Below are 24,189 nucleotides of genomic sequence, written 5' to 3'. Positions count from 1 at the left end.
CGTTCAGGCGGAGAGCGTCATCGTTCACGGCCCCCGCTCCCGGCCCCCGCTCCCGGCCCCCGCTCACGGTCCCTCGAACACCGGCGGCTTGGCCGCACCCGGGCAGACGGTCACCGGCACCGTTTCCTGTTCCACGAAGCTCACCGCCGCGGCCATGGCGCAGTCCTCGCTGGAGGTGACGATGTGGCTGGCGGCGCGGAAGACCAGGTGGCGGCTCTTCGGCAGGGTGGCGGCGGCGCGGTCCCCCCATTCGGCCGGGGTCACCGGGTCGTAGGCACCGGACAGCAGCAGGACCGGCGCCTGGCTCGCCACCGGCAGGCGTTCGGCCGGCTCCTGCCGGCCGGCCGGCCAGCGCCGGCAGATGCGCCGGCCGGGATCGTCGGCGGAGACCATGCCGTAGGGGGGGAACCGGCGGGCGCCGTCGGCACGCTTGGCCGGGTCGGCCGGATTGACCGACTCGCGGCATTCGATGGAGAAGGCCAGCCCGTCGGCGATCTCCGGATCGCCCAGCCAGCTCACCGGCGCCCACTCGGCCAGCGCGGCATATTGGCCGCGGGCGGCGCGGTCGATCAGCGCCGGCACCGCCGGGACCGCCTCGCTCACCGCCATCGCCTCCAGGCCGGCCGAGATGACCGAGGTCCCGGTCAGGCGCAGGGGGCGGCGCGTCTCGTGGTCGCCGACCACGATGTTGACCGGGTTGCGCTCCAGCCGCTCGACCAGGTCCAGGAAGCGCTTTTCCAGGTCGGGATAGGCGGCGCGGCAGGCGCGGTTCGCGGCACAATCGTCGAACAGGCGGCGATAGGCGCGCTGGGCCAGCCAGGCCGCCTCCTCCTGCGCGTTCACGTCGGGCGGGTAGACGCTGTCGAACACCGCGGTGCGCACCCGGTTGCCCTGGCGGTGCAGGATCTCCAGCCCGACCCGCGTGCCGTAGGACACCGCGAACAGGTTGAAACGCTCCGCACCCAGTGCCGTGACGACGTCGACCGCGTCCTCCGCCGCCACGGGGGTGGAGAACTGGGTGGTGTCCAGCCCGGCGGCTTCCAGCCTCGCGGCGCAGGCGGCGACCGCCTCGCCTTCCGCCGCCGCCTGCTGGTCGCGCGTCGGCGGCCGGGCTTGGCGGTCGGCGCCGAGGGCGTCGAACTCCGGGCAGTCGGTGTCGGGTTCGGCGCGCCCGACTCCGCGCGGATCGAAGAGGATGAGGTTGCGAGTGCGGCGGAAGGGGGCCGACAGCTCCCACCACACCTCCATCCGCTCCTCCGTCGCCGGGCCGCTGCCGAACGAGGAGGCGCCCGGCCCGCCCTCCAGGAACAGCACGGGATCGGGCGCGGGCTGGCGCGCGGTGCTCAGCAGCACGGCGACCGGGAGGCGCAGGCTGCGGCCGGTCGCCCGGTCGCGGCGTTCCGGCACCGCGACCGTGCCGCACAGGGCGGCCTCGCCCTCCGGCACGGTGAACCAGCAGGGGCCGGGGGTGAAGCGCGCCGCGGCGGCGGCCGGCATCGCGGCCAGCCCGGCCGTCACCAGCCCGGCCGCCATCACTCCCGCAGCCATCAGCGCCTGGAGGAGGGCACGGGACGCCCGCGGGGGCCGCGCGGTGTGGGAGGGAGTCTGCACGGGTGCTCGGAAGAAAGGGGCGGAGTACCGCCGATGGCCTTCTTTGACCGACTCGTCCCTGGTTGTCCAGAACAGCCGGGGCCGGCCCGGCCTCCGGGCGAAACCATGCGGGACCGATGCCGATCTGCAACAGATGTTGGGCTTTCGCCACGCTCGGCGTCGGCACTCACGCGAACCCGGTGCGGAAATCCGGATCGGCGGCTTGACGGAACGCATCCGCATACGGAAATATTTCGGCACTGGAGGCTTGGCCATTCCGGCCGGCCGAGGAGAAAGGACACTGACCCATGCCGACCTTGTGGACCGCGCTGCGGTGCCGCTGGCTCGACGCCGGCGGGCGCACCGGACCGGATCGCCTGAGCGACCGTCTGCGGCGCGATATCGGGCTGGATGGCGGGCTGGAGGAGGCCGAAGGGCCGTCCGGCCCGTCGCACCGTCCGTCACCCGAACACATCCGCCTTCGGAACCTATCGGACGCGCGGACATTTTTGACCTTGCAACCGTATCGCTGAACGGCGATACCGGATCCGCCGGCTTCCAAGCCGGCTCACTTCAATTCTGGAGAGTTTCGATGAAAGCCATCGTAGCCACCGCCTGGACTCGCCGATCGGGCGATCCGGCCATGTCCGCCCGCCATCCGGCCGCCAATCGCACCCCGGCCCAACCGAATCTTGGCCGTCCTGCATCTTTCGAACGTGAATTCCGGATAGGGAGAGGATCCCATGTGTGTCTTTCTGGGCTTTTGCGGTCATCGCCTCTTCGTTGAACACGCCCGCTGGGCCTCGCCGGCCGGGTCCTTCGACCTGCGGCGTGAAAACGGGGAAATCATCCTATGGCTCGGACGCCTGAACATCATCTACACACCGGCCCGCTGGGGACCACCTTCCCGCGCTGCATAGCGCGCGGCGCCGCGGAGACCTGCTGAATGCCGGCCCGCGTCCGTCACGACGAGGTGCTCACCATCGTCCAGGTGCTTGAGGCGTTCCGCAAGCTCGACCCCGACCTGCCCATCCAGTATGCGCTGAGTTTCATGACCATCGCGCAGAGCGAAGGCATCTCCATCGGCGAACTGGCGGAACGCCTGGGCATCGCCCAATCCTCGGCATCGCGCAACGTCGCCGCGCTCAGCCGCTGGCACAGCTTCGGCAAGGCAGGGCTCGACCTGGTGCAGGCGCAGGAAGACCCGCGCGAACGGCGCCGCAAGGTCGTCACCCTGACCGACAAGGGCCACGCGTTCCTGGCAGACCTGCGCGCCATCATCAATCCGGCCGCCCAAACCGCCCAAACCCAGCTTCCCCGGGTTTCCCAGGCCCCGCAGGATGCGGCCCCGGTCGCCCCGCGCCGCGCCACCGGATCGGCCTAGACGCGCCATCCTTACCTGCCCATCACCGGCCGGCGACGGTCGAGCGCCGTCAGGCGATCCCGTCCAGCGCGTTCTGCAGCATCCTTACCAGCGTGCGCACCGCCAGCTCCTGCCGTTCCAGCGCCAGCCCGCCCCTCTTGCGCAGGCTTTGCGCCCGCTCGGGCAGCGGCGGCATGTGGAAGAAGCCGAAGGGCACGTCCAGCCCGGCGCTCTCGATGTGGTGGCGGGCGCGGTAGAACAGGTGGTTGCCGAGATAGCCGCCGGAAAAATCGCCGAAGGTCACCGGCAGCCCGGCCATCGCCAGCTCGCGCATCACCCGCGGCACCGGCAGGGTGCCGCCATGGGCGGCCGGCCCGCCGGGAACGATGTCGGCGGCGTCGCGCACCGTGCCGGCGGCGTCCGGCAGCGGGCTCTCGTCGCGGTTCCAGGCCAGCCGTTCGACCTGGATCGAATCGCTGGACTCCAGATAGCCGAAGGCGAGCGCCGCCTTCGGCCGGTGCCGTTCCAGAAGTTCGGCGAACGCGTCGCCGCACGCGTCGTAGAGGGGGGGAAGGGTGGCGGCGACGACCCCCGGCTCGCCGGCCAGCCGGTCCATCAGCAGGGCGGTGGGATCGCCTGCCCAGGGATGGTCGGGCATCCGGTCCGGCCCGCCGTCCGGGAGGGTCCCGAACGGCGCGAAGCCGGTGAGCAGGATGGGAGCCGTCACGGACAGGGCATCCTTGCGGCCGTGTCCCTACGGCCGCAGCAGGCCGATGATGTCCTTGACGTCGTTCAGGTTCTTCTCGGCGATGGCGGCCGCGCGCTCGCCGCCCTTCTTCAGCAGCCGGTCGATCTCGGCCTTGTCGCCCAGCAGTTCCTTCATGCGGCTGGTGATGGGCGCCAGCTTGTCCACCGACAGGTCGACCAGCGACTTCTTGAAGTCGGAGAACTGGGCTCCGGCGAACTGCGCCAGAACCTGCTCGCGCGACTGGCCGGCGAGCGCGCCGTAGATGGTGACGAGGTTGTCGGCCTCGGGCCGCGCCTCCAGCTCGGTCACCGTCTCCGGCAGCGGCTCCGGGTCGGTCTTCGCCTTGCGGATCTTCTGGGCGATGGTGTCGGCGTCGTCGGTCATGTTGATGCGCGAATATTCGGACTCGTCCGACTTCGACATCTTCTTCTTGCCGTCGCGCAGGCTCATCACCCGCGTCGCCTCACCCAGGATCTGCGGCTCGGGCAGCGGGAAGAACTCGGTCTCGTAGCGGCGGTTGAAGGCGCCGGCGATGTCGCGCGCCAGCTCCAGATGCTGCTTCTGGTCCTCGCCCACCGGCACGTGGGTCGCCTTGTAGAGCAGGATGTCGGCGGCCATCAGCGTCGGGTAGGCATAGAGGCCGAGGTTGGCCATGTCCTTCTGCTTGCCGGCCTTCTCCTTGAACTGCGTCATGCGGTTCAGCCAGCCGAGCGGCGTGTGGCAGGACAGGATCCAGCTCAGCTCGGCATGGCCGGGGACGACCGACTGGTTGAACAGGATGTTCTTGTCCGGGTCGATGCCGGCGGCGATGTAGGCCGCGGCGACCTCGCGGATGTTGTTGCGCAGGACCTCCGAATCCTGGTCGATGGTCAGCGCGTGCAGGTCGACGACGCAGAAGATGCACTCGTAGCTGTTCTGCAGGTCCACCCAGTTGCGCAGCGCCCCCAGATAGTTGCCGAGGTGAAGCTGCCGGGTCGGCTGCATGCCGGAGAAAATGCGGTTCACGGGTGGTCTCGCTCGAAAACTCTGGGAGGCGGCAGTTATCGCCCCCCCACGCCCACCGGTCAAGGCACGCCGCGCCGCAGCCGCGCCCGCCGTCAGGCCAGTTGTTCGGCGATGGACCGGCTCCTCGGCGTCTCGACGTCGCCGGTGTGCTTGGTGGTCACCGTCTCGACCAGCAGGATCGCACACTCCTCCTCGGCAACCGGGCGGTGCATCACCCCGCGCGGGATCACGCACAGCTCGCCCGGCTCCAGCACCGTCTCGCCGCCATCCTCGAACTGGAGGCGCAGCCGGCCGCGGACGACCTGGAACAGCTCGTCCTCGTCGTCGTGGCGGTGCCAGACGAACTCGCCCTTCAGCTTGGCGACCTTCACATACTGGTCGTTCACCCGGGCGACCACCTTGGGCGACCAGTGGTCGGTCAGGGCGGCGAGCGCCGCGTCGATGTTGATGGCGGGGATCATGGGTGCGTTTCTCCGGTCGGGATCGTTGCGGTGCCGACCGGGATAGCGCCGGTGCGGGACCCGTGAAACCTAATTCTGGAGATATCGCGGATTAGCATCGATAATGGAGGGATGGCCCGGAACCTCGACACCACCCTCCTGCGCAGCTTCGCTGCGGTCGCCGACCACGCCAGCATGACGGCGGCCGCCCAGGTCCTGAACCTCACCCAGGGGGCGGTCAGCCAGCAGATCGCGCGGCTGGAGGCGCTGGCCGGCGGCCCCCTGTTCGTGCGCGACCGCAGCGGCCTGCGCCCGACGGCGCTGGGCGAGCGGCTGCTCGGGAAATCCCGCCGGCTGCTGGCGCTGAACGACGAGATCTGGGCCGACATCACCGGCGGCGCCGTCGACGGGCCGGTGCGCATCGGCGTGCCCTACGACCTGGTCGGCCCCTGCGTCGCCCCGCTGCTGCGCAGCTTCGCCGCCGCCTGCCCGCAGGTCGAGCTGTCGCTGGTCTGCGCCTCCTCGCCGGAACTGGCGGCCCGCGTCGCCGACGGCAGCCTCGACCTGGCGGTGGTGGAGGAGCCGGCGGAGGCGGCCCGCGGCGAGCATCTGATGACCGACCGCCTGGTCTGGGTCGGCGCCCGCGGCGGCACCGCCCATGCCGCGACGCCGCTGCCGCTGTCGCTGGTGGTCGAGACCTGCGTCTTCCGTCCGGTAGTGACGGCGGCCTTGCACCGGCAGGGGCGGGACTGGCGCAGCATGTTCGAGAATGGCGGGCTCGATGCCACCTTCGCCACGGTGCGGATGGATCTCGCCGTATCGGCGTGGCTCGCCTTCACCGTGCCGCCCGACCTGGAAATCCTGCCGTCGGACAGCGGCCTTCCCGAGCTGCCGTCCTTCGCGGTCACCCTGCACCAGCCGGCCCGCCCGCCCTCGCTGGCAGCGGCGGAACTTGCCCGCCACCTCCGCGACGGTTTCGTCCGGCTCAGGCGGACGGGCTGACCATTCCCGCGGCATCGGCGACGGCGGAGCGTTCCGCGCGGATCGTCGCGGATGAAGTGGTTTGGTTGTATTGAATGCGACCGTGTGCTACCGCCACGATCGTGTGGTTGGGAGGGGGCGGACAGGCCGCCCCCTCCCAACCACACAAGAAGGTGATGAAGGATGAAAGAGATCCTTACCCTTCTGGTCCTGATCCTGGAGATCATCAAGCGGCTGCTTGATATCCTCCGCGGTTAGGCTGGACCAGGGAGCGGCGGGGTACCAGCCAGTCGCTCCCACGGTTCAAGATAAGCCCGATCCTGCTCGCCCGCAAGGGCAGGCGGCGGTCGTTTTCCCGGAAGGAGTGCAGAACCCCCGTCACGCTCCCGCGCGGCGGCGCCGGTTTTTATTTTCCCGCGCGGCGGCGCCGGTTCTTATTTCCCCGCGCGGCGGCGCTCGATGGCATCCCACAGCAGCGATTCAAGCTGCACGCCGTCCAGGCGGTTGATCTCTTGGATGCCGGTGGGGGAGGTGACGTTGATCTCGGTCATGTAGTCGCCGATCACGTCGATGCCCACGAAGACCAGGCCCTTCTCGCGCAGCACCGGGCCGATGGCGGCGCACATCTCGCGCTCGCGCGCCGTCAGCTCGGTCTTCTTCGCGCTGCCGCCGGCGTGGAAGTTGGCGCGGGCCTCGCCGTCCATCGGCATGCGGCTGACCGCGCCGGCCGGCTCGCCGTCGATCAGGATGATGCGCTTGTCGCCCTGGCGGATCTCCGGCAGGTAGCGCTGGACGATCACCGGCTCGCGGTAGAGCTGGGTGAACAGCTCCAGCAGCGAGCCGAGGTTCTCGTCGTCCGGCTTCAGGTGGAAGACGCCGGCGCCGCCGTTGCCGAACAGCGGCTTGACGATGATGTCCTTGTGCTCGGCGCGGAAGTCCAGGATGGCCTGCCTGTCGCTGGTGATCAGCGTCGGCGGCATCAGGTCGGGGAACTTGGTGATGAACAGCTTTTCCGGCGCGTTGCGCACCTCGGCCGGGTCGTTGAGCACCAGCACCTTGGGCTGGACATGCTCCAGCAGGTGGGTGGAGGTGATGTAGGCCATGTCGAAGGGCGGGTCCTGCCGCAGCAGGATGACGTCCATCGTCGACAGGTCGGTCGCCACCGGTTCGCCCAGCGTGTAATGGGCGCCGCGCTGGCGCACCACCGTCATCTCGCGGACGCGGGCGGTCAGGCGGTTGCCGGTCAGGATCAGGTCGCGCGGGTGGTAGTGGTACAGGCGATGGCCGCGCTTCTGCGCCTCCAGCGCCATCATGAAGCTGGAATCGGTGTCGATGTTGATCGACTCGATGGGGTCCATCTGGAACGCGACGGCGAGGCTCATGGCGGGTCTCCGGCCCTCCAACAGGGCGTTCGGTTCAGGGGCTTGCAGTTCAGGGGCTTGCAGTTCAGGGTTTTGCGGTTCTGGAGCTGGCGGTTCGGGGCACTCAGTTCAGGCGGTTCTTCAACTGCTGGATCAGCGCCGCGGTCTGGTGGCGCTGGCCCTCGTCGCCGGTCAGCGCCATGAAGGTCTCCAGCGCGGTGACGGCGTCCTTCAGTTTGCCGGCATGGGCCTCCAGCAGGCCGGTCTCCCGCCACAGCGACGGCTCGTGCGGGGCGAACAGGCGCATCGCCTCCAGCACCTCCAGCGCCTTCGGCACCTCGTGCGCCGAGAGGTGGCGCAACTTGATGTTGTTCTGCAGGCGCAGCAGCACGTCGCGGTTCGACACCGGCCGGTAATGGCCGGGCTCCAGCTCGGCGGCGCTGCCGGCGGTGGCCTTCAGCAGGTCGCGCAGGTCGACGACGCTGCGGGTCTGGCCGTCGTTGAAGGGGTCGAGGATGGCGCGGGCGCCGTCCTTCTCGATGCGGACCAGGAAGTGGCCGGGGAAGTTCAGCCCGACCATCGGCCAGTCCTGCGACCGCGCCAGGTGCATGTAGAGGATGCCGAGCGCCACCGGCAGGCCGCGCCGGCGGTCGATCACGCGCAGCAGGTTGGCGTTCTGCAGGTCGTCGTAGGTGTCGTGGTCGCCGGAATAGCCGTGGCGGTCGCCGATCACCGCGTGCAGGTGCGCGATGCGCGCCTCCAGGCCGTCGTCCGCGCCGGCATCGGCCCCTGCCCCTGCGGCGACCCGTGCGGCGAGGTCGTCCTTCAGTGCCTGCAGATGGGCGCGGTAGGGCGCGAGGTCGGCGTTCGGATGCTCCAGCGCGCCGAGCGCCAGCGCCGCCTCGGCCATGTCGATCTCGTCGTCGGGCTGGTCGCCGATCCGGCTGAGGATCTCGCGGGCTTCCGCACGGTTGCTCAACTGCTCAGGTCCTTTCAGGTCCGACCTTCGGATCCGCCCTTCAGATCCGCCAGGCGTCGACCAGGTGGCGGGGCCAGGCCCAAGGGGTAACCAGCATCACGTCGAAGCGCAAGACATAGCCGGCATAGTGCGGGTTGGCCGCCAGGAAGGCGTGGGCCGCCCGCGCCAGCCGTCCGCGCTGGCGGGCGCTGACCGCCTCGTTGGCGGTGTCCCAGTCGCCCCGCGCCTTCACCTCGACGATGGCGATGGTGCGGCGGCGGCGGGCGACGATGTCGATCTCGCCCATCGGCGTGCGCAGGCGGCTGGCCAGAATGCGGTAGCCGCGCAGCCGCAGCGACAGGCGGCACAGCGCCTCCGCGCGGCGGCCCAGGCTCTCGGCGCGCAGGCGCCGCGCATCCAGGTCGGTCATCGCCCCTCGTCCTCCCGGCCGGCCCGTTCCTCCCGCGACAGCTCCAGCGCGCGGGCATAGACGGTGCGCTTGTGCTGGCCGGTGCGGGCGGCGACGTCGGCGGCGGCGTCGCGCACCGACAGGCGGGCCAGCGCCTCGCGCAGCAGGGCGTCGACGTCGGCCTCGCCGGGCGTGGCCTCCTCCCCCGGCGGGCCGATGACCACCACCACCTCGCCCCGCGGCGGGCCGGACTCGGCATAGTGCGCGGCCAGCTCGGGCAGGGTGCCGCGCCGCACCTCCTCGTACAGCTTGGTCAGCTCGCGCGCCACCGCGGCCTCGCGCGGGCCGAGGATGTCGGCGAGGTCGGCCAGCGACTCCGGCAGGCGCTGCGGCGATTCGAAGAAGACCAGGGTGGCGGGGACGCCCTTCAGCTCGCCGGCGGCGGCGCGCCGCGCGCTGCTCCTGTTCGGCAGGAAGCCCGCGAACAGGAAGCGGTCGGTCGGCAGGCCGGACAGCACCAGGGCGGCCAGCGGCGCCGAGGCGCCGGGCAGGGTGGTCACCGCCACGCCCTCGGCCACGCACTCCCGCACCAGCTTGTAGCCGGGGTCGGAGACCAGCGGCGTGCCGGCGTCGGTGACCAGCGCGATGGCCTCGCCCTTTTTCATGCGGTCGATCAGGACCGGACGCATCCGTGCGGCGTTGTGCTCATGGTAGGAGACGAAGGGGGTGTGGATGGCGTGGATGCCCATCAGCTTGGCGGTGACCCGCGTGTCCTCGCAGGCGATGGCGTCGGCGCGCTTCAGCGTGTCGAGCGCGCGCAGCGTGATGTCCGCGGCATTTCCGATCGGAGTAGCCACCACATACAAGCCGGCCGCGAGTTTACTTGGCGCGGCGAGGGGGCTACCTTGAGCGCCACTTTGGTCCGCGCCGCCCCGGGCCGGGCCGGCCTGGGTCATGTCCCGGCTCTCGCCTTCGGTTCCGGCGGCTGTTTCAGCAGATGTGGAGACGATTGGTGGCACGCTTGGCAACAGCTTTCTCACAGGGTCTGAAACGTCACGGCGTGGCAGCCTTGCTGGTCGCCGGCCTGTTGTCGGCCTGCTCGACTGTAAGCGCGCCGCAGCAGACGGCACAAGGCCCGCAACCGGCCCCCGCTCCGGTGGCGCCCATGCCCGAGGCGCAGGGCCCGGTGAAGGTCGCCGTCCTGGTGCCGCTCAGCGGCCAGGCGGCCCCCGTCGGCCAGGCGATGCTGGACGCCGCGCAGATGGCGCTGTTCGATATGGCCGGCGACCAGCTCCAGCTCCTGCCGCGCGACACCAAGGGCACGCCCAACGGTGCCGCCGACGCGGCGCGCCAGGCGCTGGCCGAGGGCGCGCGGCTGATCATCGGCCCGCTGTTCGCCGCCGACGTCGCCGCGGTGCGGCCGATCGCCCGGAACGCTGGCGTCGACGTCCTCGCCTTCACCAACGACAGCAGCCAGGCCGGCGACGGCACCTACGTCATGGGCTTCGTGCCCGGCGACCAGGTCGGCCGCGTCGCCGGCTTCGCCCGTTCGCAGGGCGTCACCCGCTTCACCGTCCTGGCGCCGCGCTCCCCCTATGGCGACGCCGTCGTCGGCGCCATGCAGTCGATCGCCCCGACCCTCGGCGGCGCCACCGCCCAGGTCGAACGCTACGATCCGGCGGTCACCGACCTGACGCAGCCGGCCAGGCAGGTGGCGCAGGCGGCGCCGGCGCCGCAGGCCGTGCTGCTGGCCGAGGGCGGGCAGCGCGCCCAGGGGATCGCCCAGGCGCTGGCCGCCGGCGGCCTGCAGCCGCAGCAGGTCAAGCTGCTGGGCACCGGCCTGTGGGACGACACGTCGCAGGCGCAGGTCCTCGGGCAGGAGCCGGCGCTGGTCGGCGCCTGGTACGCCGCCCCGGCGCCGCAGAACCGCGCCCGCTTCGAGTCGCAGTTCGAGCAGGTCTACGGCCGCAAGCCGCCGCGCATCGCCACGCTGGCCTATGACGCCACCTCGATCGCGGCGGTGCTGGCGCGGACGGGCGGGCCGGTGCCCTTCGACCGCATGGCGATGACCAACCCCAACGGCTTCGAGGGGCTGGACGGGCTGTTCCGCCTGCGGGCCGACGGCCAGGTCGAGCGCCGCCTCGCGGTGATGGAGATCACCCCGGCCGGCGCCCGCGTCGTCGACCCGGCCCCGCCGACCTTCGAGACGCTGGGCCAGTAAGGGCCCCCGCGCCCACGCCTAGGCGCCGGAATTGCCCCCACCTGACCTCCCCCGCTGGGCGGGGGAGGTCAGGTGGGGGGCCGTCTTGCCCAGGTCGCACGCCCGCCGTAGGGCGCCCGAGTCCTTACGCCCGCGCCCGCAGGTAGGGGGTCAGGCGCCATTCGGCGAACTTGATCAGGCGGGACGCGATGAAGTTCAGCACCAGGTAGATCGCCCCGGCGACGATGAACAGCTCGAAGACCGCGAAGGTCTGGGCGATCATGCGCCGCGCGATGCCGGTGACCTCCATCAGCGTGATGGTGCTGGCGAGCGAGGTCGCCTTGACCATCAGGATCACCTCGTTGCCGTAGGCCGGCAGCATCTGGCGGATCGCCACCGGCAGCACGATGCGGCGGAAGGCGAGGGGCCGCGACATGCCGCAGGCGCGGGCCGCCTCGACCTGCCCCAGCGGCACCGACAGGATGGCGCCGCGCAGCACCTCGCTGGTGTAGGCGCCGGTGTTCAGCGTCAGCGCCAGGATGGCGCACCAGTAGGGCTCGCGCAGGAAGGGCCACAGGAAACTGTCGCGGATCAGCGTGAACTGGCCGAGCCCGTAATAGATCAGGAAGATCTGCACCAGCAGCGGCGTGCCGCGGAAGACGAAGACGTAGGCCGCCGACAGCCATTCCGCCACCCGGTTGCCCGACAGCCGCAGCAGGGCGACGGCGAAGGCCACCACCGCGCCGAGCGCCAGCGAGCCGACGATGAGCTGGAGCGTCAGCGACAGCCCGCCCAGCATCCGGGGCAGGCTGTCCCACATCAGTTGCCAGTTCATCGCCTCAGGCCCTCCGGACGCCGCGGTTGGCGGACAGTTCGGCGCGGTTGAACAGCGCCGTCGAGATGGTGGTCAGCAGCAGGTACAGCGCCGCCGCGGCGCTGTAGAACAGGAAGGGCTCGCGCGTGGCGCCGGCGGCCAGATGGGTGACGCGCATCAGCTCGGCGAGCGCCGTCACCGAGACCAGCGCCGTGTCCTTCAGCGTCAATTGCCAGACGTTGCCGAGGCCGGGCAGGGCGAAGCGCATCGTCTGCGGCACCAGCACCCGGCGCAGGATCAGCCAGCGGCTCATGCCGCAGGCCTTGGCCGCCTCGATCTGGCCGAAGGGGACCGACTGCACCGCGCCGCGGATCACCTCGGTCGAATAGGCGCCGGAGATCAGCCCGACCGCCAGAACGCCGATGGTGAAGGCGTCGAGATCCACCCGCCCGTCATAGCCGAAGGCGCGGGCGATCGCCGTCGCGACCCCGCTGCCGCCGAAGAACAGCAGGTAGATGACCAGCAGCTCGGGCACGCCGCGCACCACTGTGGTGTAGACGTCGGCGATCGTGTTCAGGACCAGGCTGTGGCTCAGCTTGGCCGAGGCGCCGAGCGACCCGACGACGATCCCGAAGGCGAAGGCCGACACGGCGACCGCGACGGTCATCGCGGTACCCAGCAGAAGCTGGCCGCCCCAGCCGTTGGGGCCGAAGGAAAGAAGTTCCAGCATTGGCACGCCCGGAAAAAGCGCCGGCCGGATGCCGAGGCACCCGGCCGGATCCATTCAGACCGGCGCCCGCCCGGTCAGGGGCGGGCCGCCGTTCCACTCACTTCGGGGAGATGTCGTACCCGAAATGCTGCGTGCTCAGCTTCTTGACGGTGCCGTCGGCCAGCGCCTCGCCGATGGCCTTGTCGAACATCGCCTTCAGGTCGGCGTTGTCCTGGCGCAGGCCGACGCCCATGCCCTCGCCGATCACCCCGCCGATGAAGTTGGGGCCGACGACGCTCATCTTGCCGGCATCGTTCTTGACGATGGCCTCGACCACCGACCGGTCGCCCAGGACGGCGTCGACGCGGCCGGACGTCAGGTCGATGCCGGCGTTGTCGATCTTGTCGTAGGTGCGCATCTCCACCTTGGGCAGATGCTTGTCCATGAAGTCGGCCTGGATGGTCGACACCTGGACGCCGACGGTCTTGCCCTTCAGCGCGTCTGCCAGCTTGTCCAGCGTCGGCTTGGCGGCGGCCTGGTCGTTCAGGTCGACGCGGTCGGCGCCGAGGTTGAGCGCCTTGCCCAGCGGCGAGCTGTTCAGCACCGCGAAGACCGACGGCTCGGTGCCGTAGGGGACCGAGAAGGCGATGACCTTCTTGCGCTCGTCGGTGATGGTCATCGCCGACATGATGGCATCGTACTTGCCCTGCTGCAGGGCCGGGATGATGCCGTCCCAGTCCTGGGCGACGAACTCGCAGGTGACCTTCATGCGCTTGCACAGGTCATTGGCGAAGTCGACCTCGAAACCGGTCAGCTTGCCCGAGGTGTCGGTGGAGTTCCACGGAGGATAGGCGCCCTCGCTGGCGATGCGGACCGTCTTCCATTCCTTGGCACCGGCGGTGCCGGCGGTCGCGACGGCTGCGGCGGCCATCATGGCGCCGAGCGCCAGGGCCGAAACGATCTTCTTCAACGAACACACTCCTCTGTTCGGTTTGCCCTTTTGGCACCCTCGCGCGGGGCGGGCTGGTTTGGACGGGTCCGGTACCGCTCCCTGCCGCTTCCCCTCACGCCGCACCGGACAGGTGGCGGGAGAGGAACTGCCGCACCCGGTCGGAGTCCGGATCGGTCAGCACCTTGTCGGGTGACCCTTCCTCCTCGATCCGGCCCTGGTGCAGGAAGACCACCTTGGACGCCACTTCGCGGGCGAAGCCCATCTCGTGCGTCACCAGAATCATCGTGCTGCCCTCGTCGGCGAGCTGGCGGATGACGCGCAGCACCTCGCCGACCAGCTCGGGGTCGAGCGCCGAAGTCGGCTCGTCGAACAGCATCACCTTGGGCTGCATCGCCAGCGCCCGCGCGATGGCGGCGCGCTGCTGCTGGCCGCCCGAAAGCTGGACCGGGTAGGCGTCGGCCTTGGCCAGGATGCCGACCTTGTCCAGCAGCATGCGGGCGCGGTCCACCGCCTCGGCCTTCGGCACGCCCAGCACGTGGACCGGCGCCTCGATGACGTTCTGCAGGATCGTCATGTGGGTCCACAGGTTGAAGCTCTGGAACACCATGCCGAGCCGCGTGCGCAGGCGCTCCACCTGGCGGGCGTCGGCCGGCACCGTGTTGCCGCGCTTCTTCTTCAGCGCGATGGCCTCGCCGCCGATGACGATGCGGCCGTCGTCCGGGATCTCCAGCATGTTGATGCAGCGCAGGAGCGTGCTCTTGCCCGAGCCGGACGAGCCGATCAGGGTGATGACGTCGCCTTCCCGCGCTGTCAGCGAAACCCCCTTCAGCACCTCCAGCTCGCCGAACCGCTTGTGAAGATCCTCCACGACGACGGCGGCGGTGGCGGTGTCGCTGACGGGCGGGTGGCGATTCATGCGGGAAAACCGGGGGGTTGTGGGCTGACCGATGCGGCACAGGCTAGACCGGCGCGTGTGGGTTCCGCAACGCGGATTTCACAGCCGGCGCCGGTTGTGCGTGTTGTGTCGGCGGGCAATCGCCTACCACAACAAAAGTACCAGAATCTGCGGCCCCAGGATACGCAGGCACATCGCCAGCGGGTAGACGGTGGCGTAGGCGAGCGCCGGCGCCTCCGACGCGACCAGCGCGTTGGCGTAGGCCAGCCCGGGCGGGTTGGTCTGGGCGCCGGCCAGGACGCCGCAGATGGTCAGGAAGTTCAGCTTCATGACGCCGCGGGCGACCAGGCCGGTCAGCAGCAGCGGCACCATCGTCACCAGCACCCCCCACAGCATCCAGGGCCAGCCGGCGCCGCTGGCCAGCGTGTCGACGAAGCGGTCGCCCGACGCGATGCCCAGCACCGCCAGGAACAGCACGATGCCGATCTCGCGCAGCGCCAGGTTGGCGGCCGGCGGCATGAACCAGACCAGCGGCCCGACATGGCCGACGCGGCCGAGCACCAGCGCCACGATCAGCGGGCCGCCGGCCAGCCCCAGGCGCAGCGGCGCCGGCATGCCCGGCAGGTAGAAGGGGATGGCGCCCAGCGCCGCGCCCAGCGCGATGCCGATGAACAGCGGGATCATCTCGACCTGCTGCAGGCGGCGGGTGGAGTTGCCGAGGATGCAGCCGACGGCGATCAGGCTCTCCGGCCGGCCGATGACGGTCAGGATGTCGCCGAACTGCAGCTTCAGCGCCGGGGTCGGCACCAGCTCGACGCCGGCGCGGTTGACGCGGCTGACCACCACGTCGTGGACGTCCTGCAGGTTCAGCGCGGCGATCGACTTGCCCAGCACCCCGTTGCTGGTGACGACGATGCGCTCCCACTTCAGGTCGGTGCCCTTGGTGGTCAGCGGCCGGTCGAACTCCTGCCCGAGCAGGGCGCGCACCTGCTCCAGCTTCGGCCGCGGCCCGACGACGTGCAGGACGTCGCCCAGCTTCAGCAGGGTGTCGTCGTGCGGGACGCACAGCGTGCCGTCGCGCAGCAGGCGGGACGCGACGATGCCCAGGCCGCACATCGGGGCGATGGTCCCCAGCGCCTTGCCGTCCAGCTCCGGGTTGCGGACCGCCAGGTCCATGGTCTCCAGCGTCTGCACCTCGGCGCGGCGGCAGGCCTCGAAACGGGCGGCCTCGGCCTCCGGATCGATGCGGAACAGGATGCGCACGGCGGCCATGGCGAACAGGTTGCCGGCGATGCCGAAGGGATAGGTGACGGCGAAGGCGAGGCCGGGCAGCGCCATCACCCCGGCGCCGGCGCCGACCTCGGTCAGCACCTGCTGGGTGGCGGCGAGCGCCGGCGCGTTGGTGACGGCGCCGGCGAAGACGCCCAGCGAGGAGCCCAGCGACACCGCCCCCGACGACACCAGCGCCGCCGTCAGCAGGATGCTCGACACCACCATCAGCAGCGCCAGCGCGTTCAGCGCCAGCCCGGTGCGCCGCAGCGCGGCGAAGAAGCCGGGACCGACCTGGATGCCGATGGTGTAGACGAACAGGATCAGGCCGAAGTCGCGGATGAAGTCCATCATCTCGGGATTGAAGGCGATCCCCAACTGGCGGGCGACGTGGCCGCCGGCGATGCCGGAGAACAGCACGCCGCCGATGCCGAGGCCGACGCCGCGGATCTTGATGTGACCGAGCGCGACCCCGGCCGCGGAGACCAGGCCGAGCATGAGGACCACGCGCGCGATCGGCGGCATGGCCTGGAGGACGTCTGCAAAGGCCGACATGACGAACATTTCCCGAACAGCATGGGCAGATCACCGGCACGCCCGGGGAGGGCGCGCCCGCCTTCCCATGGGAAGGTGGTGCCACACTGCCGCAAGCCGCGGCACAACGCGTTGATTCAGAACAACTGGCAACCGCGAGGCCGTGACATCGGCGGTCCTGCCGCCGCCTTTCATGGAGCCGGCGGCCAAGGCCGGCCACCTGCCCCGGGTAATGCCCCGGCGCGCGGCCGATGCGAACTCCATCCAAATTTTGCCATTTTTGTTTCCTATACATGGTCTCAAGCAACCGGCCCCACCGGTCGCGCAGCCGGCGCCCCCCCTAGCGCCGACGCCGCGACGGACAAGGGCCGTTCGACCGAGCATCGTCCGGCCGGACCCGGCTGAGCGAGAGGCCATCGCGAGAACCCCCTCGCGGTGGCCTTTTCTTTGTCCGCCGCGCGGCCTTCGGTGCTTTCCTTACGCGACCTTCGGCGCTTCCTTACGCGACCTTCGGTCGCGGCCTCCGCCATTCTTGTTCCGGCATCGCCGCCGCCTTGTGCTATAGCAGCGCCTCCCTCAACCGGATCGCGACCTGCCGCCATGCCCGTTTTCACCGGAACCGAGCTGACCTGCCTGCGAGGGGACCGCCTGGTCTTCACCGGGCTGGACTTCCGCATCGGCCCCGGCGGCGCGCTGGTGCTGCTCGGCCCCAACGGCAGCGGCAAGTCCAGCCTGCTGCGGGTGATGGCCGGCCTGCTGAAGCCGATCCGCGGCCAGCTTGCCTGGGACGGGGTGCCGGTGCCGGAGGATCCCGACGGCCACCGCGCCCAGGTCCAGTATGTCGGCCATCTCGATGCGGTGAAGCCGGTGCTGACGGCGGCGGAGAACCTCGCCTTCTGGGCGGCGCTGGCCGGTGCCGCGGATCCGGCCGCCAACGCGCTGGCGGCGCTCGACCGGCTGGGGGTGCCGCACATCGCCGGGGTTCCCGGACGCTACCTGTCGGCCGGGCAGAAGCGCCGGCTGAACCTGGCGCGCCTGCTGGCGGCCCCGGCCGCGCTCTGGCTGCTCGACGAGCCGACGGTGGCGCTCGATCGTGCCGCCATCGCCCTGTTCGAGGGGCTGATCGCCGAGCACCGCGCCGAAGGCGGCATGGTGGTGCTGTCCACCCACACCGACATCGCCACCCCCGGCGGCGACGAGCTCCATCTCGACGAATTCGCGCCCTACGGCGAACCTTACGCCGAGGATGACGGGGCAGAGGGCGGCGAACCGGACACCGCCCCGGACCTTGCCCCGGATACCGCTGGAGAGAGGGCCGCGCCATGAGCCGTTTCCTGCGACTGGTCGGGCGCGACCTGCGGCTGGCGCTGCGCCAGGGGTCCGACGCCACCATCGCCGTCATGTTCTTCGTGCTGTGCGTCGTGCTGTTCCCCTTCGGCGTCGGGCCGGAGCCGAACATCCTCGCTCGCATCGCCGCCGGCGTGATCTGGGTGGCGGCGCTGCTCGCCTCGCTGCTGTCGCTGGAGCGGCTGTTCCAGACCGACTACGAGGACGGCTCGCTGGAACTGCTGTCTCTGTCGCCCCTGCCGCTGGAAGCGGCGGTGCTGGCCAAGACGCTCGCCCATTGGCTGGTGACCGGCGTGCCGCTGATCGTCGCCGCCCCGTTGCTCGCCGTGCTGCTGAACATGGATGCCGCCGGCTTCGGCGTGCTGGTGCTGACCCTGGCGCTCGGCACCCCGATCCTCAGCCTGATCGGCGGCATCGGCGCCGCGCTGACGCTGGGGGCCAGGCGGGGCGGGGTTCTGCTGTCGCTGCTGATCCTGCCGCTCTACATCCCGGTGCTGATCTTCGGCGCCGGCGCCATCGATGCGGCGCTGAACGGGCTGACCCCGCGCCCGCACCTGCTGCTGCTGGCCTGCATCCTCGCCGGCGCCCTGCCGCTGGCCCCGTGGGCCGGTGCCGCGGCCCTGCGGCAGGCGGTGGAGTAGGCGAGGGGGGAGCGCATGCCCCGCCTCAGGACTTCGGGGGCGCCGGCTGCGGCAGCAGTTCCTCGATCGCCTCGCGCACCCTCTCGGCTTCCGGGTCGGTGATGGTCGAGAACCACGAGACCAGCCGTCCGTCCGGGCCGATCAGGTATTTGTGGAAGTTCCAGCGCGGTTGGGCCAGGACGCCCAGCTCGTCGGCCGCCCAGCGGTAGAACGGGTGGGCGCCGCTGCCGGAAACCACGGTCTTGTCGGCCATCGGGAAGTCGATGCTGTAGTTGACCTCGCAGAAATCCTTGATCTGGGACGCGTTGCCGGGTTCCTGCCCGCCGAAATCGTCCGACGGCACGCCCAGCACGACCAGCCCGCGGTCGCGGTAGCGCTGCCACAGCGCCTCCAGGCCTTTGTATTGCGGGGTGAAGCCGCATTGCGAGGCGGTGTTGACCACCAGGACCGTCTGGCCCCTGAACTGGGACAGCGGCAGCGGCTTGCCGTCGATGCCCTGGAACGTGAAGTCGTAGGCGCTGGCGGCCATGGCGGAGACGGCGCCCATCATGGAGATGGCCGCCGCCGCGGCGGCTGCGATGTATCGGTTGCGCAGGCTCATCGGGCGGCTCCTCTCCGGGGGCGGGATTGATGGCGGCGGTGGGCGGCGGCTGGACCGCGACCGTTCCCCCGATGATACGCCCTGCGGCGGCGTTCGGATCAGCGATGCCGCGGCAGGCCGGATCCCTGCCCCGCAGGCTTGCGGCTGCTTCCGGCCTACCCCCATCGGATGGATAGCCTTGGCGGCTTGGCATCAACAGTTTCAGGAGGAGGCGGCCGGCGACCCGGCACCGCCGCCCGGTCCGAACTGACGAAAGCGCCCGAAAAATGTCCCACCCGGTTCAGCGTCAGCCTGAGCATAAGAGCCGGCACGATCGATATGGGTACCGGCAGGCCGGCCGCGTCCGGCAGTCCGCCGCCACCCAGCCTCAGGAGAACAGGCCGATGACCTCCGGTTCCGCCATGCAGGACCTTCCGTTCGCCGCAACCCGCCGGCATGGGATGGTTTCCCTGGCTGGCAAGGCTGCGGGCATCGCCCTGTCGGCTCTGCTGCTGGGCGCCGCGCTGTCGGCACCGGCGGCCGCCGACCCCGGCGGCCATGGCCGCGGCCATGGCTGGGGCCATCACAAGCATCACGATCGCGACCAGCCGCCGGTCGTCGTCTACGAGGCGCCGCCCCCCGTGGTGGTCGTTCCCGCGCCGCCGCCCCGTGTCGTCCATGTTCCGCCGCCGGCGGTCGTCTATGCCCCGCCGCCCGCCGTCATCTACGCCCCGCCGGCCCCGCCGCCGGGCGTCAGCGTCCAGATGAACATCCCGCTCCGCTGAGCGCGCATCCGGTCGACGTCCCTCCTCCCGGCCACGGCAATCGCATATGGCAATAATCGCCCTCTCCCGCCCTGGGAGAGGGAGGGGACCCACGAAGTGGGGAGGGTGAGGGGTGTTCCAAGACCCCAGAACCGCAGGGTTTCTTGCATCACCCCTCACCCTTCCCATGCTCCGCATGGGCCCCGAGGTCGCTCGCAAGGCTCGCGACCGCATTCCACCTACGACTGCCTTGCAGTCGTCCGGCCTGCGGCCGTCGGTTCCATGCCCTCTCCCGGGGCGGGAGAGGGAGCCATATGCGATGGCCGTGTCCCCCCGGCCGGGGGCCTGTAACCTTCCTGTGTCCTTGCCGGGACCCATGCCCGCTTTTTCTGCGCCGGCGTCCGGGTGTCCCGGCGCCGCGCGGTTCCCATCGGGGGTGGGACGTGGCTGGAAACCCTGACTCTTCAGTCCTTTCGTGACACGAACCCGCCCTAGCGGATAGGATCGCTCGCCCCGTCGCGGAGGCGGTAGGCCGTTCGGGTGATTCACGGAAACTAAACCGGCGTCCGGCCATCTGTCGGCCGGGCGGCGAAGGTGCCCGGGGTCGGTAGCGGGGAAGGGAGAGACCGAATGTTCGTGATCGTCGGCTTCGGCATCGTGGTTTTCAGCGTGTTCGGCGGCTACATCCTGGGTGGCGGCCATATGGGCGTGCTGTGGATGCCGTTCGAGTTCATGATCATCCTGGGCTCGGGTGCCGGCGGGTTCTTCATCGCCAACCCGAAATCGGTGGTCACGCACACCGGCAAGGAGCTCGGCCACCTCTTCAAGGGGCCGAAATACAAGAAAGAGGATTTCCTGGAGATCCTCACCATGATGTACCAGGTCTTCAAGATCGCGAAGACCAAGGGCCTGCTGGCCCTGGAGCAGCACATCGAGAAGCCGGAAGACTCGCCGCTGTTCCAGCAGTTCCCGAAATTCTACGGCGACCACCATGCCATCGCCTTCCTCTGCACCTATCTTCGCCTGATGTCGCTCGGCGCCGACAACCCGCACGAGCTGGTCGACCTGATGGACGAGGACATCGAGACGATGCATCACGAACACCAGCGCATCGCCGACGCCATCCAGGCGGTGGCCGACGCGGTGCCGGCGCTGGGCATCGTGGCGGCGGTGCTGGGCGTCATCCACACCATGGGATCGATCACCGAGCCGCCGGAGGTGCTGGGCAAGCTGATCGGCGGCGCGCTGGTCGGCACCTTCACCGGCATTCTGGTGGCCTATGGCTTCCTCGCCCCCATCGCCAGCGGCCTCAAGGGCATCTACCACGCCGAAGGCAAGTACTATCAGGCGATGAAGACCGGCCTGATCGCCCATCTGTCCGGCTATGCGCCGGCCATCTCGGTGGAATACGCCCGCAACGTGCTGGAACCGGAATACCGGCCGTCCTTCGCCCAGGTGGAAGAGGCGACCTCCGCCCTGCCACCCGCCTGATCCGCCCGCCTGATCCGCCGGAAGAGCCGATGCCCGAGATCGACATCGCCTGGAACGAGGGTACCGTCGGCGACTGGGATGCGCTGTTCGCCCGCGTTCCCCGTTCGACCCTGCTGCAGAGCTTCGCCTACGGCCGCGCCATGGGCCGCACCTACGGCCATGTCCCGCGGCTGGGGGTGATCCGCCGGGAGGGCAGGCCGATCGGCGTGGTCCAGACGCTCGACCGCCGCATCATGAAGCTGTTCCACGACCGCCAGTGCCACCGCGGCCCGCTGTGGCTCGACGGCGCGGTTCCCGATGCCGACACGCTGGAGGCGGTGTTCCGCCGCCTGCGCCGCGCCGTGCCGCGCTCGCCGCTCGGCCGCGCCAGCCTGTTGCCGGAACTTCCGGCCGGGGCGGAGAGCGAGGCGCTGCTGGCGCGCTGCGGTTTCCGCAAGGTCGGGCCGGGCTACCAGACCGTCTGGTTCGACCTGACCCGGACCGAAGAGGCGATGCGCGCCGGCCTGGCCCGCGACTGGCGCAAGCGCCTGCGCGGGGCGGAGAAGGCCGGGCTGACGCTCGATGTCGACTGGCAGGCCAACAACCTGCCCTGGCTGATGAAGCAGGAGCACGACCAGGCCCAGGCCAAGGGGTTCCGGCCGATGACCGGTCCGCTGGCCGTGCGGCTTCGCAATGCCATGGTCAAGGGCGGCAGCCCGAACGACGGGGCGGTGATGGTGACGGCGCTCGCCGACGGCCAGCCGGGCCGCCAGCCGGTCGCCTGCTGCCTGTTCCTCCGCCACGGCGCTGCCGCCACCAGCCAGATCGGCTGGGCCAGCGACGCCGGACGGCAGGCCCACGCCATGCGGCTGGTCCTGTGGCGGGGCATGCAGGAGCTGAAGCAGCGTGGCGTGCGGGTCCTCGACCTCGGCGGCATCAACCCGGAGGCCGCGCCCGGCGTCACCGAATTCAAGCTCGGCACCGGCGGCGAGGTGGTGGAAACCGTCGGCCAATACCGCTGATCCCCCCGCTGCCTGACGATGGCCCTGCCGGATCAGGCTATCCTTACTTGCGTCCCTACTTGCGCGGCAATTCCCGATCCGAGAGGCAAGACCATCATGGCCGATCTCGAACCCTTGAAGCCCGGCGAGGCCGACCTCGCCATCGAACGCGCCTTGCAGCAGAAGCCCAAGGCGATGATCATCCGCGAGAAGCTGCAGCAGATGCTTGGCGACGAGAACACCGCCCGCCAGTTCGTCGGGGCGCTGCGCAACATGATGAAGCAGGAGTGACGGGCCGGCGGCCCCTGCGGCCGACCCGTCCCGCGGTCAGCAGCTCGTCGCCTTGTTGCAGGTCTTGTCCTCGGCGGGGGTCCGGGCGAGTTGCAGGCCGCCGCGCGACTCCTCGAACAGGCGCTCCAGGGAGCGGCGGGCCTGCTGGAATGCCTGAAGCTCGCGCCCGTCCAGCTTCTCGCCGGTCGGCAGGTCGATGGAGCGCGGATTGACCTGGCGGCCCCCCTTCAGCACCTCGTAGTGCAGGTGCGGGCCGGTGGCGCGGCCGGTGGACCCGACATAGCCGATGATGTCGCCCTGCTCGACCCGCCCGCCGCGGCTGATGGATTTGGCGAAGCGGCTCATATGGGCGTAGGCGGTGGTGATCTCGGTGTTGTGGCGGATGCGGACATAGTTGCCGTAGGAGCTGGAGCGCTGCGCCAGTTCCACCACGCCGCGGCCGGCGGCATAGATCGGCGTTCCGGCCGGCGCGCCGAAATCGACGCCTTGGTGCATCTTGCTGAAGCCCAGGATCGGATGGCGGCGCATGCCGAAGCCGGAGGTGATGCGGGCGCCGTCGACCGGGGTGCGCAGCAGGGCGCGCCGGATGCTCTCGCCGTCGCCGTTGTAATAGTCGACGCGGCCGTCGCGGGTCTTGTAGCGGTAGATCGGCATGTCCTCGCCGCTCAGCGTCAGCGAGGCGTAGAGCACGTCGCCGTCGCCGGCGGCGACGCCGTCGCTGGTGACCAGCTTCTCGTACAGGATCTCGAAACGGTCGCCCGGCTGCAGGTCGCGCTGGAAGTCGACGTCGTAGGAGAAGTCCTGGATGAAGGACATCATCACCCCGACCGGCACCCCGGCCTCGGCGGCGGCCTCGAACAGGCTGGAGCGGATGACGCCCTGCGCCGCCACCGGCTTGCGGGTCACCGTCTTCTCCACCTGGGTGGAGGTGAAGCCCGAGGCTCCCTTGCGCGCGATCGACACCGAGCGCAGCGGGTCGGGGGCGAACTCCAGCCCGACGAACTTGCGGGTCCCGCTGCGGCGCGGCTCGAACAGCACGGTCACCTGCTGTCCGGCCTGCAGGCGGCGCGGGTTGTAGACGTCGCGCAGGGCGGCCACGGCATCATGGGCGTCGTTGGCCGGGACCTTGGCCTGGGCCAGCAGATCCATCAGCGTGTCGCCGCGTCCGATCGACAGGGTCCGGCGGTCGATCGGGCCGGCAGGGGCGTCCTGTGGATCGGTGCCGTCCGTCTCTTCGGCGTGCTCGGCGGCATCCTCCCCTCCCGTCGTCGGCTTCACGGCCGGCTTGCGGGCATGAACGTCCCGGCCTTCCGGCGCGACGGACGTCCGCGCGGCGGCAATGGTCGGTGTCAGCGCTCCGGCCGTCATGATGGCAAGCAAGGCGAGCGTGGGAAGGCGGGATAGCCTCGAACGCACCGTCGTCCTCCTCCTGTAACCCATGGGGCGGGCCTCGTGGGGCGTCGGGTCGGTCCTAACATAAGGTGTTAAGACCATCGATCGGACGGTGCGGGACCGGTCCGACCCTGTCAACCCGACGGAAGGCCGCAGGGATGAACCCCATGGAAACACTATGGATTGGCGGACCGGGATGGAGTCCGGCCGCGCCGCGGTTGGTGGGTTCGATCCCTTACACTGAATCCGCCACCGGCTCCGTTGAAAAACGAACTGTCAGGAATTTTTCATCGAAAGATAAAAAAGCGCTTGCGCGTCGGCGGGGGAGGCGCCTATAAACCGCTCCACCGACGGCGGGGCGCTGAACGAAGCGCGGCGCTGGCGGAGAAAACGGAAGCGATAACAGCAGGTTAGCGGTTACGGCTTCCGGGATCGACAGAAATTCCTCCGGCCATCGCGGCACACTCCCTGAAGA

General features: G+C 70.2%; 26 protein-coding genes. 10 read left to right on the top strand and 16 right to left on the bottom strand.

Features of this window, described 5'->3' with window-relative positions; genetic code table 11:
- Positions 1-63: 63 nt before the first annotated feature.
- On the bottom strand, positions 64-1,611 hold the full coding sequence (locus J2850_RS14945; RefSeq protein ID WP_307354422.1) for an alpha/beta fold hydrolase: 1,548 nt from the start codon (positions 1,609-1,611) through the stop codon (positions 64-66).
- A gap of 287 nt (positions 1,612-1,898) precedes the next feature.
- Here J2850_RS14945 and J2850_RS14940 point away from each other — a divergent pair, with 287 nt between their 5' ends.
- Together J2850_RS14940 and J2850_RS14935 are read left to right on the top strand one after the other, a co-directional pair.
- The gene (locus J2850_RS14940) at positions 1,899-2,123 is read left to right on the top strand and encodes a hypothetical protein (protein ID WP_209982995.1); all 225 of its coding nucleotides are present in this window, start codon (positions 1,899-1,901) and stop codon (positions 2,121-2,123) included.
- 413 nt (positions 2,124-2,536) lie between these two features.
- Positions 2,537-2,974 carry a helix-turn-helix domain-containing protein gene (locus J2850_RS14935; RefSeq protein WP_246513099.1) on the top strand — a complete coding sequence of 146 codons (438 nt, stop codon included), beginning with the start codon at positions 2,537-2,539 and terminating at the stop codon, positions 2,972-2,974.
- A gap of 49 nt (positions 2,975-3,023) precedes the next feature.
- Here the strand turns inward: J2850_RS14935 and J2850_RS14930 are convergent, their stop codons facing one another.
- From J2850_RS14930 to J2850_RS14920, 3 genes are all read right to left on the bottom strand, one after another.
- Entirely contained in the window at positions 3,024-3,680 is a 657-nt protein-coding gene (locus J2850_RS14930; RefSeq protein ID WP_209982992.1) for a pyroglutamyl-peptidase I, read from the bottom strand.
- A 27-nt stretch (positions 3,681-3,707) separates the two neighbouring features.
- Positions 3,708-4,706, bottom strand: a complete 999-nt coding sequence (gene trpS / locus J2850_RS14925) for a tryptophan--tRNA ligase (protein ID WP_209982990.1) — start codon at positions 4,704-4,706, stop codon at positions 3,708-3,710.
- A 92-nt stretch (positions 4,707-4,798) separates the two neighbouring features.
- Positions 4,799-5,167, bottom strand: coding sequence for a cupin domain-containing protein (locus J2850_RS14920; RefSeq protein ID WP_209982988.1), 369 nt, complete (start codon positions 5,165-5,167; stop codon positions 4,799-4,801).
- Between the two features lie 111 nt (positions 5,168-5,278).
- On the opposite strand from J2850_RS14920, the gene J2850_RS14915 reads away from it, so the two are divergent.
- On the top strand, positions 5,279-6,148 hold the full coding sequence (locus tag J2850_RS14915) for a LysR family transcriptional regulator (RefSeq protein ID WP_209982986.1): 870 nt from the start codon (positions 5,279-5,281) through the stop codon (positions 6,146-6,148).
- A gap of 413 nt (positions 6,149-6,561) precedes the next feature.
- On the opposite strand, the gene gshB is transcribed toward J2850_RS14915, so the two are convergent.
- From gshB to rsmI, 4 genes are all read right to left on the bottom strand, one after another.
- Positions 6,562-7,509: a glutathione synthase gene (gene gshB / locus J2850_RS14910; protein WP_209982984.1), complete on the bottom strand. Its 948-nt coding sequence runs from the start codon at positions 7,507-7,509 to the stop codon at positions 6,562-6,564.
- A gap of 103 nt (positions 7,510-7,612) precedes the next feature.
- Positions 7,613-8,467: a SirB1 family protein gene (locus J2850_RS14905; protein WP_209982982.1), complete on the bottom strand. Its 855-nt coding sequence runs from the start codon at positions 8,465-8,467 to the stop codon at positions 7,613-7,615.
- Between the two features lie 40 nt (positions 8,468-8,507).
- Positions 8,508-8,876 carry a YraN family protein gene (locus J2850_RS14900; RefSeq protein WP_209982980.1) on the bottom strand — a complete coding sequence of 123 codons (369 nt, stop codon included), beginning with the start codon at positions 8,874-8,876 and terminating at the stop codon, positions 8,508-8,510.
- On the bottom strand, positions 8,873-9,721 hold the full coding sequence (rsmI, locus tag J2850_RS14895; protein ID WP_211113928.1) for a 16S rRNA (cytidine(1402)-2'-O)-methyltransferase: 849 nt from the start codon (positions 9,719-9,721) through the stop codon (positions 8,873-8,875). The genes J2850_RS14900 and rsmI overlap by 4 nt, the downstream gene beginning before the upstream one ends.
- A gap of 299 nt (positions 9,722-10,020) precedes the next feature.
- Between rsmI and J2850_RS14890 the strand changes: the two genes are divergently transcribed.
- Positions 10,021-11,076, top strand: a complete 1,056-nt coding sequence (locus J2850_RS14890; protein WP_246513098.1) for a penicillin-binding protein activator — start codon at positions 10,021-10,023, stop codon at positions 11,074-11,076.
- Between the two features lie 124 nt (positions 11,077-11,200).
- On the opposite strand, the gene J2850_RS14885 is transcribed toward J2850_RS14890, so the two are convergent.
- The 5 genes from J2850_RS14885 to J2850_RS14865 all read right to left on the bottom strand — a co-directional run bounded on the left by J2850_RS14885 (position 11,201) and on the right by J2850_RS14865 (position 16,249).
- Positions 11,201-11,890 (bottom strand): ABC transporter permease, encoded by a 690-nt coding sequence (locus J2850_RS14885; RefSeq protein ID WP_209982975.1) that lies wholly within the window; start codon positions 11,888-11,890, stop codon positions 11,201-11,203.
- A gap of 4 nt (positions 11,891-11,894) precedes the next feature.
- Positions 11,895-12,599, bottom strand: coding sequence for an ABC transporter permease (locus J2850_RS14880; RefSeq protein WP_209982973.1), 705 nt, complete (start codon positions 12,597-12,599; stop codon positions 11,895-11,897).
- A 97-nt stretch (positions 12,600-12,696) separates the two neighbouring features.
- Positions 12,697-13,557, bottom strand: a complete 861-nt coding sequence (locus J2850_RS14875; protein WP_307354420.1) for a lysine/arginine/ornithine ABC transporter substrate-binding protein — start codon at positions 13,555-13,557, stop codon at positions 12,697-12,699.
- Between the two features lie 85 nt (positions 13,558-13,642).
- Complete coding sequence (locus tag J2850_RS14870) at positions 13,643-14,446, bottom strand: ABC transporter ATP-binding protein (RefSeq protein ID WP_209982969.1); 804 nt, start codon at positions 14,444-14,446, stop codon at positions 13,643-13,645.
- Positions 14,447-14,569: 123 nt separating this feature from the next.
- Positions 14,570-16,249: a putative transporter gene (locus J2850_RS14865; RefSeq protein ID WP_246513097.1), complete on the bottom strand. Its 1,680-nt coding sequence runs from the start codon at positions 16,247-16,249 to the stop codon at positions 14,570-14,572.
- Between the two features lie 540 nt (positions 16,250-16,789).
- On the opposite strand from J2850_RS14865, the gene ccmA reads away from it, so the two are divergent.
- Both ccmA and ccmB read left to right on the top strand, forming a co-directional pair.
- A complete protein-coding gene (ccmA, locus tag J2850_RS14860) occupies positions 16,790-17,554 on the top strand; it encodes a heme ABC exporter ATP-binding protein CcmA (RefSeq protein WP_370878935.1) in 765 nt (254 codons plus the stop codon).
- Positions 17,551-18,216: a heme exporter protein CcmB gene (gene ccmB, locus J2850_RS14855; RefSeq protein ID WP_209982965.1), complete on the top strand. Its 666-nt coding sequence runs from the start codon at positions 17,551-17,553 to the stop codon at positions 18,214-18,216. The genes ccmA and ccmB overlap by 4 nt, the downstream gene beginning before the upstream one ends.
- Before the next feature lie 25 nt (positions 18,217-18,241).
- Here the strand turns inward: ccmB and J2850_RS14850 are convergent, their stop codons facing one another.
- Positions 18,242-18,817 carry a glutathione peroxidase gene (locus J2850_RS14850; RefSeq protein WP_209982959.1) on the bottom strand — a complete coding sequence of 192 codons (576 nt, stop codon included), beginning with the start codon at positions 18,815-18,817 and terminating at the stop codon, positions 18,242-18,244.
- Between the two features lie 383 nt (positions 18,818-19,200).
- Between J2850_RS14850 and J2850_RS14845 the strand changes: the two genes are divergently transcribed.
- From J2850_RS14845 to J2850_RS14830, 4 genes are all read left to right on the top strand, one after another.
- The gene (locus tag J2850_RS14845) at positions 19,201-19,581 is read left to right on the top strand and encodes a hypothetical protein (RefSeq protein WP_209982957.1); all 381 of its coding nucleotides are present in this window, start codon (positions 19,201-19,203) and stop codon (positions 19,579-19,581) included.
- A gap of 609 nt (positions 19,582-20,190) precedes the next feature.
- Positions 20,191-21,051, top strand: a complete 861-nt coding sequence (gene motA, locus J2850_RS14840) for a flagellar motor stator protein MotA (RefSeq protein WP_209982955.1) — start codon at positions 20,191-20,193, stop codon at positions 21,049-21,051.
- A gap of 29 nt (positions 21,052-21,080) precedes the next feature.
- Positions 21,081-22,052, top strand: a complete 972-nt coding sequence (locus J2850_RS14835; RefSeq protein WP_209982953.1) for a lipid II:glycine glycyltransferase FemX — start codon at positions 21,081-21,083, stop codon at positions 22,050-22,052.
- Positions 22,053-22,148: 96 nt separating this feature from the next.
- Positions 22,149-22,322 (top strand): hypothetical protein, encoded by a 174-nt coding sequence (locus J2850_RS14830; RefSeq protein ID WP_209982952.1) that lies wholly within the window; start codon positions 22,149-22,151, stop codon positions 22,320-22,322.
- Positions 22,323-22,358: 36 nt separating this feature from the next.
- Here the strand turns inward: J2850_RS14830 and J2850_RS14825 are convergent, their stop codons facing one another.
- Both J2850_RS14825 and J2850_RS14820 read right to left on the bottom strand, forming a co-directional pair.
- Positions 22,359-23,738, bottom strand: coding sequence for a M23 family metallopeptidase (locus tag J2850_RS14825; RefSeq protein ID WP_209982950.1), 1,380 nt, complete (start codon positions 23,736-23,738; stop codon positions 22,359-22,361).
- A 211-nt stretch (positions 23,739-23,949) separates the two neighbouring features.
- On the bottom strand, positions 23,950-24,189 hold a 240-nt coding region (locus J2850_RS14820), incomplete at its 5' end, for a hypothetical protein (protein WP_209982948.1).

Source organism: Azospirillum picis, from assembly GCF_017876115.1.
In the GTDB taxonomy this organism is placed as follows: domain Bacteria; phylum Pseudomonadota; class Alphaproteobacteria; order Azospirillales; family Azospirillaceae; genus Azospirillum; species Azospirillum picis.
The sequence above is the reverse complement of the archived record's forward strand: the minus strand, read 5'-3'. Positions and strand labels throughout refer to the sequence as shown.

What these genes read in the sequence shown, in the direction of transcription:
- J2850_RS14915 (WP_209982986.1), top strand. Translation starts at nt 5,279, where the DNA reads ATGGCCCGGAACCTCGACACCACCCTCCTGCGCAGCTTCGCTGCGGTC.
- J2850_RS14920 (WP_209982988.1), bottom strand. Translation starts at nt 5,167, where the DNA reads ATGATCCCCGCCATCAACATCGACGCGGCGCTCGCCGCCCTGACCGAC.
- J2850_RS14865 (WP_246513097.1), bottom strand. Translation starts at nt 16,249, where the DNA reads ATGTCGGCCTTTGCAGACGTCCTCCAGGCCATGCCGCCGATCGCGCGC.
- J2850_RS14850 (WP_209982959.1), bottom strand. Translation starts at nt 18,817, where the DNA reads ATGAGCCTGCGCAACCGATACATCGCAGCCGCCGCGGCGGCGGCCATC.
- gshB (WP_209982984.1), bottom strand. Translation starts at nt 7,509, where the DNA reads ATGAGCCTCGCCGTCGCGTTCCAGATGGACCCCATCGAGTCGATCAAC.
- J2850_RS14835 (WP_209982953.1), top strand. Translation starts at nt 21,081, where the DNA reads ATGCCCGAGATCGACATCGCCTGGAACGAGGGTACCGTCGGCGACTGG.
- J2850_RS14830 (WP_209982952.1), top strand. Translation starts at nt 22,149, where the DNA reads ATGGCCGATCTCGAACCCTTGAAGCCCGGCGAGGCCGACCTCGCCATC.
- J2850_RS14885 (WP_209982975.1), bottom strand. Translation starts at nt 11,890, where the DNA reads ATGAACTGGCAACTGATGTGGGACAGCCTGCCCCGGATGCTGGGCGGG.
- J2850_RS14870 (WP_209982969.1), bottom strand. Translation starts at nt 14,446, where the DNA reads ATGAATCGCCACCCGCCCGTCAGCGACACCGCCACCGCCGCCGTCGTC.
- ccmB (WP_209982965.1), top strand. Translation starts at nt 17,551, where the DNA reads ATGAGCCGTTTCCTGCGACTGGTCGGGCGCGACCTGCGGCTGGCGCTG.
- J2850_RS14845 (WP_209982957.1), top strand. Translation starts at nt 19,201, where the DNA reads ATGACCTCCGGTTCCGCCATGCAGGACCTTCCGTTCGCCGCAACCCGC.
- J2850_RS14935 (WP_246513099.1), top strand. Translation starts at nt 2,537, where the DNA reads ATGCCGGCCCGCGTCCGTCACGACGAGGTGCTCACCATCGTCCAGGTG.
- J2850_RS14890 (WP_246513098.1), top strand. Translation starts at nt 10,021, where the DNA reads ATGCCCGAGGCGCAGGGCCCGGTGAAGGTCGCCGTCCTGGTGCCGCTC.
- J2850_RS14900 (WP_209982980.1), bottom strand. Translation starts at nt 8,876, where the DNA reads ATGACCGACCTGGATGCGCGGCGCCTGCGCGCCGAGAGCCTGGGCCGC.
- J2850_RS14880 (WP_209982973.1), bottom strand. Translation starts at nt 12,599, where the DNA reads ATGCTGGAACTTCTTTCCTTCGGCCCCAACGGCTGGGGCGGCCAGCTT.
- motA (WP_209982955.1), top strand. Translation starts at nt 20,191, where the DNA reads ATGTTCGTGATCGTCGGCTTCGGCATCGTGGTTTTCAGCGTGTTCGGC.
- J2850_RS14940 (WP_209982995.1), top strand. Translation starts at nt 1,899, where the DNA reads ATGCCGACCTTGTGGACCGCGCTGCGGTGCCGCTGGCTCGACGCCGGC.